We start from the raw sequence: 11351 nt of genomic DNA, 5'->3' as shown, positions 1-11351 counted from the left end.
GCCCGAAGCATGAACGGCGCCAGCGCAGGGCTCGCCAGCGTGGTGGCTGCGGGCCCGCCTGGGGAGCGAAAAGGCAGCCCGGCACGAAGCGAGGCAGCCCCGTCGACCGCTATTTTCAGTTTTGGTCTTCTAACTCGTCCAAAATCTTCTCTTCAATCTCGTGGCGCTCAAGTATGAGCCGACCAATCGGCGTGGCGGCAAGCCTCTCGTCGCGTGCTCTCCACTCTTCCACCATCTCGTCATCTATGAGGGCTTCCTCTGCCTCTTCGATCAGTTCGCCGACCTCTGCTTCCAACCTAAAGCGTTCGCCTTCGGAGAGATTAGTAATGTTTCGACCCGTGGCGCTTGCGTACACAACGGCGATCTCCTGCTCTTTTCCCTCAAGATTGCGATACAGTTCGTCGAGATTTACCATCACGGCCTCCACTCAACCATAGGGTGAGTTTGGACCTCCGCGGTGCCAGAACAAAGTCCCGGACGCCGCGGAAGCTGTGGATAAGTGCGAACTCGCTATCGCCTCAGTCGTCTTGCGTGAGACGCCTGCCGCTGACGGTTCCGCTTTCTGGCCGTTCGGCGCCGGCGCGCTTCGAACATCTGAACGAAACGTGAGGTTTGGGCACCTTGTAGTCGAATCTCCCCGCTACCATGAATCGTGAGAGGGGGTGTCCCAACTCGGGAGATCCATCATGCGAAAGCTGATCGCGACGATAGCGTTGCTGGCCGTGATCGATACTTCGGTGGCGGTTGCGCAAACGGTTGGTTTGGGAAATTCATCCGCACCACCTCCTCAATCGACGAACCCGGACAGCCGATTGCTGCGGGCACCAGTCGGCCACCGCCAACCGCGGGTCGATCAAGTGCCCGACGAGAAGAACCTGGGTGATCCGAATGATCCAATCAATCGCGAGAACGCGGCGCTTGACCGAATGGTCAAAGGCATTTGCCGCGGTTGCTAAAACTGGCCGTCCTCACCTTTCCTCGTCCGGATGCACCCAGAAGTAAGGCCGTGATCTCGCGCTCGCGGGTGAGCTTGCAAGGGCCAGCGCCAATCCAGCTTGTTACGACTGTAACCCGATTCTTGTCAGCAGCGCTGGTGCGCTTCGATTGCGAACCTAGATCGGTCAAACACGCATTCGGGTTCTTGTGAATTTGATTATGGAGCTATTCCCCATGTGGAACATCTCGGCAAAATTCGCTTTCGCACTATTATACCAACGGCCCGAAACTGTGACTCGTTAGGGATTCCCGAATCAGGGAAACTCTGACTCGATGCTGGCTTTTGAGAGGAGCGGCATCGATGGGAGCGGCGGTATCGATCACCCGGTTTGATCTGACGGCTTGGGAGCTTCGCAAGGCAGCGACAGGAGAGAAGGATAGCGCCGCGGCGCGTCGGATACTCGCGCTTGCGCTGGTGCTCGATGGCTCGGACCGCAAAACGGCGGCCGAAACCTGCGGCATGGACCGTCAGACCTTGCGGGACTGGGTGCACCGTTACAACGCCGCGGGACTGGCCGGGCTTCGCAATCTCAAATCGCCAGGTCCCGGATCAAAACTCACGGTGCGGCAGCAGGCCGAATTGGCCGAGCTTGTCGAGGCCGGCCCCGACCCCGCGGTGCACGGGGTAGTGCGTTGGCGGCGGGTCGATCTGCGCGACGAATTGCAGCGGCGCTTCGGTGTCACGCTCCACGAGCGTTCGGTCGGGAAGGTTCTAGCCAAGCTCGGCTACCGCAAACTGTCGGTAAGGCCCCGCCACCCGCAGGCTGACGAAGAAGCCCAGCAGACGTTTAAAAAAACTTCGCCGCGACCGTCAGGGCGCAAATTCCCGAGCACGCCAAAGACAAGCCGATCGAAATCTGGTTCCAAGATGAGGCCCGGATCGGCCAGCAGGGCACGCTGACCCGCGTCTGGGCCAAGCGTGGAACGAGGCCCCGCGCACCGCACGACCAGCGCTACGACTGGGCCTACCTGTTCGGCGCGGCCTGTCCGCAGCGTCGCGTCGCAGCAGGTCTGGTCATGCCGGCGGCGAACGCCGAGGCCATGTCGCTGCATCTCACAGCGATCGGCCGCAAGGTGGCGGCAGGTAGCCACGCCGCTCTTGTCCTCGATGGCGCCGGCTATCACATTGCTGTCGCGCTCACGATCCCCGAAAACGTCACCCTGGTGCGTCTGCCACCCTACGCGCCTGAACTCAATCCGATCGAAAACGTCTGGGAATATCTGCGCGGCAACAAACTCGCGATCACCGTCTTCGACGACTACGACGGCATCGTCGATAAAGCCTGCGACGCTTGGAACTTCTTTGAAAAAGATCCAAAGCGCATCGCGTCAATAACCACCCGAACATGGGCAACAGTCAATAATTAGGGCCGTTGGTATTAGTGGTCTTTGCCCACCCTGCCGCTTCATTTGCGCGACACGGAGGCTTGGCGGCAACGCGAAACATCGGTTCTAGCGAGGCCGGGAAATGCTTCCAAGACAGCCACGCTACCGCAGCCGAGCGTAACCGTGCCGAGTTTGTTCATCCCGAGGGCGTTTGCTGGGCCCCACAGGCTGACAGCGATGGGCCGGGAGTTTAAGTGACCCGATGATGGGTCGCGTCTTGACTAATACAACAAGAAAAACCCACCGGGGTGACCGGCGGGCTCGCGAGCGCGGACCCCGTGCCCCGGTGGCCGTTACCGCTTGAGCCGTCGGAAGTGAGCGGCCAGCCGCTGGCGGTTGCTCCTGATCGATCGGCGCCAGCGCAGGGGGCGCCTTGGCTGCCTGTACCAGGCGGTCGCGCGGCCATAAGGCGGTACTAGCCCTCTCCATCCCCTGACAAGGTGAATGGTTCCTTTTGATTCTAGAGTGGCCCTTTTTGCTTAAACTACGGTCTGCTGCGGTGCGGCAATCCGGTCTAGTATGGCGGATGACCAGTAGCCCCAACGACCATTTCGTCGTTACCTACCAGCAAGGCGAGCGCCCCGATCGCTGGAGCTGGGAGATACGCCGCAGGAGCAAACCGTTGGGTATTAAGATGACCGGAGACGGATACCAGTCCGACTCGGCCGCGAGATTTGCGGGCAAGCAAGCGCTGGCGGATTTTCTGGCCGAACTATCGAAGGAAGAAAAACTCCCACGCAAGTAAGGCCGCCTCAGTTGGCGCCCCTTTGTTGGCCCGTTAGCGCTTCAGCAGTCTTGCGTGAGCAGCCAGCCGCGACGGTTACATCCGTTGCGATCGCAAAGGCGATGGCTCAAAAAGCTCTATCCCCAAATCCAAACCCACAGTGGACTGAGTACGAAATGCAGTCAGTCGATGAGTGGATCGCGCGTCAGGGCGAGAAACTGGATCGCCCCGAAGCCATCCGCCGCCTGGTCGAACTCGGGCTGAAGGCGAAGAAATGAGGAACCGCCAACACTATTCCAACGACGACAAAAGCCCTCTCATCGATCTGCTGAACTGCATCGTATGTAGTCAGACAATGAAGATCGAGAAAAGCTCTCCCGACGCTGACGGCATGGACATCATTCAATATCGGTGCGGGCGGTGCGACAGAATTGAGCGTGTGCGACTATTCCGCCGAACCCGAGATGCGCTGGGCTGAAGGCGAAGGGGTGAAGAGCGGTTTTGTTGAAATCCCCGCACAGACCGTTAAGCGGCCATTACGCGAATATGAGTTGGGTGTTCCGCTTTTCCAATTCCCCGACTCAGCAGAAGGTGGCATCTTGCTGTGGGGTAGGTCAAAGCGAGCATCCGCGATGACCCGCAAGGCGATCACTTTGCAATTCGTCGTTCCGGCGGTGTTAGCCGTCATTGCGCTGGGGATCTCGATCGGCGCCGTCTATTTGACAATCAAATCCCTCGTCCTCATCGACCGGTCGGAAGCTCGTCACTCCGCCGCCGGCAGTCTCGGAATTGCTGAATTGCCAAACCCTGACGGGCGGTTTTCGCGCGTTCACGTGTTGCTTTCCAGTATGAAGTGAGCCGCGCCGCCAAGCGCTTCAGCGTCGCCGCGCTCGACGCCAATCGGAGACCGGCTGGAAATGACAGAGACTGCGCTTCTCTCTCGACCATGGACGCAGGCCGACGATGATAAACTGCGGAGGTTGGCGCTCACGGGACTCAGCTCGAGGGCGATCGGCATCCGGATGAACCGGACCGAAACTGCCGTCCGTTCACGTGCCAGACAGCTGCAGGTAATTTTGAGAAAAATCAGGCTGGAACAATTGCAGATGGGCTGAAGGCGAAGTGGAAAAAGCAATGAGATTGCACGAGCGGATCCATGCCATGAGACATCGCCGACGCCGCCTCCCGTTGCGCGACCGGCTCCGCCGACGTCGCCGCCTGGTCGAGATCGGGCTCAAGGCGAAATATAATCAACTCCACATTGAAAGCGACACGCATAGTGAGCATCATTTATTATAAGAACCCCGCGATCGGATTCTGGACGCAGCCGCTCCCTGCGGGCGGCTGCGCATACACGTTGACAACAATGTTAGGTGAGTATCTGCGGGAAGCTGAGCGCACGTATGGCCAGCGCAATATGGAATGGACAATTCTTGGAATCGAATTTTCAGGCACTATCCCGCACGTTTGGTTTCCAAATAACGAAAACCTTGTGTCGGTGATGCTCACCGAATCCGCCGCCTTGGAGCCGAACCGAGCCCTTTTTCAACTGTCGCATGAAGTCGTTCATCTTTTGGAGCCGTGTCGCATTACTCCGACCACCGTGTTTGAAGAAGGATTAGCAACCCTGTTCGCACACGAGATGAGCACGAAGCACGGGTTGGGAAAGATCTCGGACGGGTCATATCTGAGCGCAGAGAAGGCACTAAAAGAATTTCTCGCTATTTGCCCGGACGGCGTTCAGCGAATTCGACAAACCAGCGAGAATTTCGTCAACCTCAGCGACGGTGACATTCTTCGAGCATGTCCGAATGTCCCCGCGGCGCTCGCTAAAACATTAAGCGAAAAGTTTGTCCGATAAGGCCCTGCGAATAAGAGTGCGCTTTCACCGGGAGTGCTGAGCTCTTGTGCTGAGCTCTTTGTTGTCCTGGGGGGACTTTCAAATGAACGACGACCTCTATTGGCTATTTTTTCGGATCGCGTCCGTACCGATCGGCGCCGCCATTTTCATTTTTTCGGCTTACCAATTGCAGGGCGGTTGGGCCGCACTAGCCGCTTTGGGGGGTAAACACTATTCTTAGTAGGACTCAGTTAGAGCGCCGAGTTCGGCTATCCTCCTTTCAGGAGAGAGTCGCTATGGCCGAATCTGATGATTTCAAACTGGTCCGCGAAATATTGGCGGAAGGTGGCCGCAGGTATACGAACGGCAACGTCGACCGTTCCAGATATCGGCGCCTTGTTGATCTGGGCTGGCTGAATGCATTCCCCACCAACATGAGCGACGTCATGTATCAGGTCACCCAGCGCGGCAAGGCGGCCGCCAAACGCTCCTAGACGCCCCTTGCGGCGGCTTTTAGCTTGCGTGCGCCCTCAGGTTGCGAAACGATCCGCTGGCCTGGTCGAGCTCGTAGTGAGGGCGAGGAAAGTGAAGCGCTGGAAGGTGGCAATTTCGCTCGCCATTGTAGCTGCCCTAGTTGGCCCGCCGGTGATGGGCGCATGGAAACTGAAGCCTGGCGGGTGGCATCCTTTGCCCGCCGACGAGCGCGAGCGCATCGCGAAAATGGCCACAGAGACCGATAACTGCACTCACTTTCCACCGCCGGAGACTGAACTCAGCAAGGCAATTTGCACGATTTTGCTGAGCGATCTGCACGCAGGCGGACGCTATGAAAGCGGTGAACGGATCACGTGGCGCTACGTTGCAAAGAACTTAGAGTTGATGGCGGGGGCATTCTTTTTCGTGTTTCTCGCAGCAATGATCTTACCAGCGCTAGGAGCGCGGTATTGGGCATGGCTGAAGAGATAGCCGCTGACGAGCATCCGTGAAATCTGGCGATCCTTTGTTCTCTACGGGCTCTTTTTCGTTTTGCTGGTCTGGCGCGAGCTGCCCGGCGGCGATTCGATCCTGCCCTGGTATGTCATTGTTGCGTCGATGGCAGTGCCCGCTCTTGTCGCGCGATATTGGAAATAATTGCGCGGCCTAATCCCACAGCCCGCGCGAGAACGAGCAATGCGTAGCCTCAACATTTAGATAGGTCGCACACCTCCAATACCTTCAATGATCGATCGAGAACACAGTTGGAAAACTCACTATTACCAATGCAGGTATCGATTTCTTTGTTGGTTTGATCCGTTACACAATCGGCGTAGTTGTGGTCCTTTGCTTCCCCGAACTTCTGTCGAAATTTGGCGAGACAAGTTTTATTCGCTCGTCCAATCTGCCCGACCCACTTGTCGCGGTCGACGGCCTGAGCAAGAAGCATTGACCCAAGCAACATCGCGATGATCAAAGCATAGCGCATGTACTTTTCTCCGAAGACCGTCTGGCGCGTCTTCGTGCTCATGAAGCGGCCCTTGCGGCCGCTGGTTATGCCTCTAGGATTTGAGGCTAGGAAACGGATCGGCGACCCAATAGGTACGGCCTGTGTGTAACCTCTATAGCATCACCACGAACCAGGCCGCCATCATTGCGCTGTTTCGCGCGGTCAACCAATACGTCGGCAATCTCCCGCCGATGCCCGGCGTGTTCCCCGACTACCCGGCTCCGGTGGTGCGCAATGATGGTGGCGTGCGCGAGTTGGTCATGATGCGGTGGGGAATGCCGCCACCGCCGCGCACAGGCGGCCCGCCGGTCACCAACATCCGCAACACCGCTTCGCCGCACTGGCGAGGCTGGCTCAAGCCGGAGAACCGCTGCTTGGTTCCGGCGAACAGCTTCGCGGAATACGCACCCGAGCCGAACCCCGAGACCAAAAAGAAGGACGTGGTGTGGTTCGCGCTTGATGAAGATCGACCGCTGTTCGCGTTTGCTGGCATCTGGACCGAATACAAAGGCAACCGGGGTACCAAGTCCAAACCGATCCCCGGGCCGCATCTCGTGTACGGTTTCCTCACGACCTCACCGAACGCGGTCGTCGAGCCGATCCATCCTAAGGCGATGCCGGTGGTCCTAACTACGGAGGAGGAGCGCGACGTCTGGATGCGCGCGCCGTGGGACGAAGCGAAGGCTCTGCAGCGGCCGCTGCCGGACGACGCGATCAGGATCGTCATGCGCGGGGCCGACAAGGAAGACATCGCGAGCGCGGCATGACCAGAGTAGCTTCCATGGAATCCTCCCGTTTCGCCGAAACGCTCGAATGGAACAAAAACTCCAGTTCCGAGTTACGGGTGAAAGAACGGGAGGATCTCATGGATCGAACAACGCGCTGCCCGAAATGCGGAAAACGAATGGTCCCGGTTGTCACCCTCTCCGGCCGCACTGACCTCCAATGCATAAGCTGTGACGACCCCGCGGCGAAATGGGCTGAAAGTCCGCTTACAGCCCCTGAGAAGCCAATCGTAGCAGAGCCCGTTTAACCACTCCGCCCGCCTCGAGCTGAAGCCGGTCTCGGACGGATCTTCAGGTGGAGCTGCCGCTGGGGCTGAAGGCAAAGTCGAACTAGCCCGCACGATTTGTCTCGCTATCCCCGGCCAGTAGGCGCAGCCTTTGCCGCGGGGCCTCTCCATAGGAGGCCGGTCGTGAGTGGTAATATTTTCAATAGCAATGGTACCCGCGTTGCCGTGTTGAACGGCGCGGAAGTCTTCGACCTCGACGGCAAAAAAATCTACGAGCTAAAAGGGATCAACCTCTATCGGCTGTCCGGCGAGTTGGTCGGGCATCTAAACAGCGCGCACGGCAGCGAGAGGCGGCTCGATCGCTCCACCGACGGGCTGTTCCCTGTCAGAGGGAGATCTCGCCAAATCTGATTGCTGAATGCGCAGGGAAAATGATCCCGATCAAATCGGCCGGTCGAACGAGAAAAGACATGCAAGACCTGGAAGCGATGGCCGCGAAGCTACTAGAGACTGCCCGCAAGCTTCCATCGGGGCAGGACCGCCACAACGCGCTCCAGGAGATCAAGAGATTTCGGGCGCGGATAACTGCTCTACAACGCCTGTCGGGTTTGGCTCAATCGCCGCAACCATATGACCTTGTAACCCGGCCCTGCACGATTCACGCGGGCCGCTTTCGCTGGGACATCAGAGAGAACGGAAGACCTGTTCAGTCTTCCATGGAATCGTTCGCCACCGATCAGGAAGCTCACGCGGACGGTCGCCATGAGCTCGAAAAATTAATCCAAGTCTCGAGGTTGTGACTGCCTGATCGAGCCCTCGCTCGACGATCCATGCACGGCAATTTGCATCATCGATCGGGCGCCTAAGCCGCGCGCTGCAGATGGAAAGTTATCCGAAGTTTCATAATGAAGTGGGGGTGCCGATCGTGCGCATTGGCTGCCGCGAGTTCAAGTGCATTGGGGATAAGCCACCACAAGATCGCCCACACATCTACCTCAAGATAGGCGATGCCAGTGAGATCGTCTGCCCCTACTGCTCCACGCTATTCCGCTTCGATCCGAGCTTGGGCGCAAACGAAGCTGATCCGGCAGATTGCGCTTACGGTGAGCCTCTTTAGCAAACACCTTAGCTCTTTCTGGGCGGCGGTTCGTTCGCTACTTCCTCTGCCAGTAGCTTTAAAAGCTTCTCCTGCCGCGCGTCAGCTTTCGCTGCCGCCCCTTCCGATGCAGCCACGAGACTGCGATAGAGCCTTAGGTTTTGCTGGCGAATGAAAAATTGATGTTCCATAGCTACTTCCTCTGCGGGCATGGACCGAAGGGCATCGTGCGCCTAACCATGGGAAGCGTCGAAGAAGGTGGATTGGGAGCCGGAAGAACTCTGCTAGACAAAGCTGCCCGTCGAAGCGAGCAATTCGTTTCCATCAGCGTTGCGGATCTCTTTGTTGGCCGCCGCCCTGCTGGCCGTCCTGGTTTGGATTTTGCGTCTGTTGGCCAGGCGTCTGACTCGGGTTCTGGCCGGACTTAGCGGACTAATCGCCCTGTCGATTCTGTTGACCATACTTGTTGGGATCATTCTGTTTGTCATCACGTCTCCTCAATGGTGGGGAACATATGACAACCGAGCATACGGTGGTTCGTTCCGGCAGATCAAAAAGAAAGCCGTTCCATTCAAATGTGGCTGACTACTTGCTAATTTATCGCGACCTTTGCCTTCAGTTACCCCCTCGTGCTGAGCGACAAATCCAACATAGGCATATGCGCTTTTACCGTTTTGCACCCGGAGCGCGTTTTAATGCCTTTGCGATTTTCTGGGCGCCGGCTTTTGCTTTGCTAGAAACTTTAGTTGACCGATATTCGTTGCAGTCCAAGGCGAGGACTTCGTTTTTCCTTAGCCAACCCAGCATCGCCGCGTTCACCTCTCGCGCCTATCGCCAAGAAAGCTCGCACGAAGGCCGAGGCGGATTTTGCCACTTGGCTCATGATGGCCAAGCTCGGTGGTTTCGATGACCTTCCGTCAAACGCACAGAGCTTTCTGACTAACTATCGAACCCGACTCGAGACGATGAGCGAGGCAGAGTCCACGGCCCTGGCCGTTCGCGAGGTCTACAGCGCTTATTACAGCGAGATCGGAGGCGTGGGCGCGGCGCCGGAACCAAAGGTTCGCACACCAACGGCAGAGGGCAAAGTCGTGCGGTTCCAGAGACGGCCTAAACCTCAGCCCGGTCTATCGGCTGCGCGCCATTCTCCATCCCGGCACTGCTGATTTTCGCGAGCATGGTGGCTCTGATTGTCGCATATAGATTTCTAACGCAGTAACACGGCCCGCGGATTGTGTGCGGGCACGAAGTGCTGCTCACAGCAACCGCGCGGAACCTGGGGCGGCTCGCCAACCTTCTCCGCCGTGCCCCGCCACCACTAGCAGCGGCCCCGCCTCGAATGACCTCCGCATCTACAAAAACGCGATGCCCGCGACGTCCGCATTTCCCTTGATAGCGACCAAATAGCGGACATCGCTGCACTTCGCATTGGTGCCATGAGCGGAAATCGATTTCGCTATATCGGCCCACAGTTCTAGTTTCTTGCTGCGGTGCTCCTAAACATCATAGTTCGGAACTCTTGGTACTTATTCACCTTTTCCGGCACGGGAATTTCTCCATGTGCAGGAACACAGCCGCATGACTTTGCATTGTCCATTTGCTTCTCCATTTGCTTGTGAGGCGATCATGCGTCTTTTTTCAAGAATAGTCGCGATTGCGACAGTCCCAGCTTGGATGGGGATACATGTGGACCCTGCTGCAGCACAGACCTTCAATGAGAGATGGTCCATCATTCCGAAGGCACACGCAGAGCCGGCTCCCGAGGTACCCGGCCAAACTAAGCAGGATCCGCACACGCAACCTCAGCTCGGAGGAGAGCCGACACGTGGTTCGGAAGATCGCTCAGCCCCTCGATCCTTCAACCGAGTTTTTTTCCGGAAAGGCCTCATACTATTCGTATAGGACAGGAAAAACAGCGAGCGGTTCCTCGTTCGATCGGAATTTGCCAACCGCGGCCCACCGCAGCCTGCCGTTCGGCACGAGAGTTCGCGTCACCGATCTAGCGACCAGCAAGTCGGTAGTAGTTCGCATCACCGACCGCGGACCGAGGGTTCGCGGCCGCGTCCTCGACCTTTCGCTCGGCGCTGCGCGCAGCCTAGCGATTACGGATCGTGGCGTGGCCCAGGTTCGCGCTGAGGTGCTTTAGCTTGTGTCATGCTAAATTCCACAAGACCCAAAGAATCTGGAGATGAGCCGCGGGCGCGTCATCAAAGATACCCAAGAGCGGACCTCCGAGTAACCCGAGCGGGGGCCGACCGCAATTCGGCAATTGAGATATCCGTCACGGCTGCCGAAGCACGGACCTTGACCTTAAGAATAGCGGCTTGGATGCCGCCAAGCGTGTCAGTAAACCCACCGAGCGCAAACGCCTCCGTGCCATAGCGCACACCTCCGGACTTGTCGGCGCACATGGCGGATGGTGGTCCTGGCGACGCAGACACCACCAACTCGTGTCCTGAATGGGCCGCAGCCGAAGGCAACTTGCGTGATCATGCCGTTCGGCTCGTGAACCGGCGCAATTGTCATTGCCTGTGCTGAGGTTGTGATGGCTAAGGCGAACGCAGCAAAACCGATCAATCTAATCATTAGCGTTCTCCCATGTTTGCGATTACTTGCGGAGGTGCTTCACGCATCCACTTTGAGGCACATAAAAAGTTGCATATGCGAAGTGCGTTCAATCTATCACACAATGCCACGTCCGATGAGGGTCAAGCTCAGACCTCGGGGCCTATCCGAGCTAGGTCCGTTCTTTCCCCAACAACAGACATGAGGCGACTGCGGCAGCATGTCCGTTTGGTGCCAGAAGCGGTCATT

At 57.7% G+C, this 11351-nt stretch carries 17 protein-coding genes and 1 pseudogene; 14 read left to right on the top strand and 4 right to left on the bottom strand.

The window, feature by feature from the left end; all coding sequences use genetic code 11:
• Window positions 1–115: 115 nt before the first annotated feature.
• The gene (locus tag B5525_RS26505) at window positions 116–415 is read right to left on the bottom strand and encodes a hypothetical protein (protein WP_079568650.1); all 300 of its coding nucleotides are present in this window, start codon (window positions 413–415) and stop codon (window positions 116–118) included.
• 271 nt (window positions 416–686) lie between these two features.
• On the opposite strand from B5525_RS26505, the gene B5525_RS26500 reads away from it, so the two are divergent.
• The 4 genes from B5525_RS26500 (at window position 687) to B5525_RS26480 (ending at window position 3963) form a co-directional block, all read left to right on the top strand.
• Window positions 687–956, top strand: a complete 270-nt coding sequence (locus B5525_RS26500) for a hypothetical protein (protein WP_079568649.1) — start codon at window positions 687–689, stop codon at window positions 954–956.
• A gap of 341 nt (window positions 957–1297) precedes the next feature.
• Window positions 1298–2364, top strand: a protein-coding gene (locus B5525_RS26495) for an IS630 family transposase (protein ID WP_197687848.1) whose coding sequence is annotated in 2 segments (ribosomal slippage) — window positions 1298–1787 and window positions 1787–2364 — 1068 coding nt in all. Because the reading frame shifts where the segments join, the coding sequence is not laid out codon by codon here.
• Between the two features lie 544 nt (window positions 2365–2908).
• The gene (locus tag B5525_RS26490) at window positions 2909–3127 is read left to right on the top strand and encodes a hypothetical protein (RefSeq protein WP_079568648.1); all 219 of its coding nucleotides are present in this window, start codon (window positions 2909–2911) and stop codon (window positions 3125–3127) included.
• A 416-nt stretch (window positions 3128–3543) separates the two neighbouring features.
• On the top strand, window positions 3544–3963 hold the full coding sequence (locus tag B5525_RS26480; RefSeq protein WP_154073445.1) for a hypothetical protein: 420 nt from the start codon (window positions 3544–3546) through the stop codon (window positions 3961–3963).
• Between the two features lie 229 nt (window positions 3964–4192).
• Here the strand turns inward: B5525_RS26480 and B5525_RS26475 are convergent, their stop codons facing one another.
• Window positions 4193–4384, bottom strand: a complete 192-nt coding sequence (locus B5525_RS26475; RefSeq protein WP_154073444.1) for a hypothetical protein — start codon at window positions 4382–4384, stop codon at window positions 4193–4195.
• Window position 4385: 1 nt separating this feature from the next.
• Between B5525_RS26475 and B5525_RS26470 the strand changes: the two genes are divergently transcribed.
• The 3 genes from B5525_RS26470 (at window position 4386) to B5525_RS26460 (ending at window position 5912) form a co-directional block, all read left to right on the top strand.
• Window positions 4386–4967 carry a hypothetical protein gene (locus B5525_RS26470; protein ID WP_079568644.1) on the top strand — a complete coding sequence of 194 codons (582 nt, stop codon included), beginning with the start codon at window positions 4386–4388 and terminating at the stop codon, window positions 4965–4967.
• Between the two features lie 275 nt (window positions 4968–5242).
• Window positions 5243–5440, top strand: coding sequence for a hypothetical protein (locus B5525_RS26465; RefSeq protein ID WP_079568643.1), 198 nt, complete (start codon window positions 5243–5245; stop codon window positions 5438–5440).
• Between the two features lie 91 nt (window positions 5441–5531).
• Entirely contained in the window at window positions 5532–5912 is a 381-nt protein-coding gene (locus tag B5525_RS26460; RefSeq protein ID WP_154073443.1) for a hypothetical protein, read from the top strand.
• A 214-nt stretch (window positions 5913–6126) separates the two neighbouring features.
• On the opposite strand, the gene B5525_RS26455 is transcribed toward B5525_RS26460, so the two are convergent.
• Window positions 6127–6450 (bottom strand): hypothetical protein, encoded by a 324-nt coding sequence (locus B5525_RS26455; RefSeq protein WP_079568641.1) that lies wholly within the window; start codon window positions 6448–6450, stop codon window positions 6127–6129.
• A gap of 80 nt (window positions 6451–6530) precedes the next feature.
• Between B5525_RS26455 and B5525_RS26450 the strand changes: the two genes are divergently transcribed.
• From B5525_RS26450 to B5525_RS26435, 4 genes are all read left to right on the top strand, one after another.
• Window positions 6531–7196 carry an SOS response-associated peptidase gene (locus B5525_RS26450; protein WP_079568640.1) on the top strand — a complete coding sequence of 222 codons (666 nt, stop codon included), beginning with the start codon at window positions 6531–6533 and terminating at the stop codon, window positions 7194–7196.
• Window positions 7197–7624: 428 nt separating this feature from the next.
• The gene (locus tag B5525_RS26445; RefSeq protein WP_079568639.1) at window positions 7625–7852 is read left to right on the top strand and encodes a hypothetical protein; all 228 of its coding nucleotides are present in this window, start codon (window positions 7625–7627) and stop codon (window positions 7850–7852) included.
• A gap of 59 nt (window positions 7853–7911) precedes the next feature.
• Entirely contained in the window at window positions 7912–8241 is a 330-nt protein-coding gene (locus tag B5525_RS26440) for a hypothetical protein (RefSeq protein WP_154073442.1), read from the top strand.
• 80 nt (window positions 8242–8321) lie between these two features.
• Window positions 8322–8558: a zinc-finger domain-containing protein gene (locus B5525_RS26435; protein WP_079568637.1), complete on the top strand. Its 237-nt coding sequence runs from the start codon at window positions 8322–8324 to the stop codon at window positions 8556–8558.
• Between the two features lie 8 nt (window positions 8559–8566).
• Here the strand turns inward: B5525_RS26435 and B5525_RS26430 are convergent, their stop codons facing one another.
• Window positions 8567–8728 (bottom strand): hypothetical protein, encoded by a 162-nt coding sequence (locus B5525_RS26430; protein ID WP_154073116.1) that lies wholly within the window; start codon window positions 8726–8728, stop codon window positions 8567–8569.
• Window positions 8729–8882: 154 nt separating this feature from the next.
• Between B5525_RS26430 and B5525_RS26425 the strand changes: the two genes are divergently transcribed.
• From B5525_RS26425 to B5525_RS47575, 3 genes and pseudogenes are all read left to right on the top strand, one after another.
• Complete coding sequence (locus B5525_RS26425) at window positions 8883–9122, top strand: hypothetical protein (RefSeq protein ID WP_154073441.1); 240 nt, start codon at window positions 8883–8885, stop codon at window positions 9120–9122.
• A 245-nt stretch (window positions 9123–9367) separates the two neighbouring features.
• Window positions 9368–9756, top strand: a pseudogene (locus B5525_RS46595) (hypothetical protein).
• A 465-nt stretch (window positions 9757–10221) separates the two neighbouring features.
• Window positions 10222–10683 (top strand): septal ring lytic transglycosylase RlpA family protein, encoded by a 462-nt coding sequence (locus tag B5525_RS47575; protein ID WP_079568635.1) that lies wholly within the window; start codon window positions 10222–10224, stop codon window positions 10681–10683.
• Window positions 10684–11351 lie beyond the last annotated feature (668 nt).

Source organism: Bradyrhizobium erythrophlei (assembly GCF_900129505.1).
Lineage (GTDB): Bacteria > Pseudomonadota > Alphaproteobacteria > Rhizobiales > Xanthobacteraceae > Bradyrhizobium > Bradyrhizobium erythrophlei_D.
Note: the sequence above shows the minus strand (reverse complement) of the source record. Positions and strands in the feature narration are given on the sequence as shown.

Bases quoted from the DNA above. Each gene is read 5' to 3' on its own strand.
- B5525_RS26500 (WP_079568649.1), top strand. From the start codon at position 687: ATGCGAAAGCTGATCGCGACGATAGCGTTGCTGGCCGTGATCGATACT.
- B5525_RS26505 (WP_079568650.1), bottom strand. From the start codon at position 415: ATGGTAAATCTCGACGAACTGTATCGCAATCTTGAGGGAAAAGAGCAG.
- B5525_RS26475 (WP_154073444.1), bottom strand. From the start codon at position 4,384: ATGCGTGTCGCTTTCAATGTGGAGTTGATTATATTTCGCCTTGAGCCC.
- B5525_RS47575 (WP_079568635.1), top strand. From the start codon at position 10,222: ATGTGGACCCTGCTGCAGCACAGACCTTCAATGAGAGATGGTCCATCA.
- B5525_RS26490 (WP_079568648.1), top strand. From the start codon at position 2,909: ATGACCAGTAGCCCCAACGACCATTTCGTCGTTACCTACCAGCAAGGC.
- B5525_RS26430 (WP_154073116.1), bottom strand. From the start codon at position 8,728: ATGGAACATCAATTTTTCATTCGCCAGCAAAACCTAAGGCTCTATCGC.
- B5525_RS26435 (WP_079568637.1), top strand. From the start codon at position 8,322: ATGGAAAGTTATCCGAAGTTTCATAATGAAGTGGGGGTGCCGATCGTG.
- B5525_RS26455 (WP_079568641.1), bottom strand. From the start codon at position 6,450: ATGAGCACGAAGACGCGCCAGACGGTCTTCGGAGAAAAGTACATGCGC.
- B5525_RS26465 (WP_079568643.1), top strand. From the start codon at position 5,243: ATGGCCGAATCTGATGATTTCAAACTGGTCCGCGAAATATTGGCGGAA.
- B5525_RS26440 (WP_154073442.1), top strand. From the start codon at position 7,912: ATGCAAGACCTGGAAGCGATGGCCGCGAAGCTACTAGAGACTGCCCGC.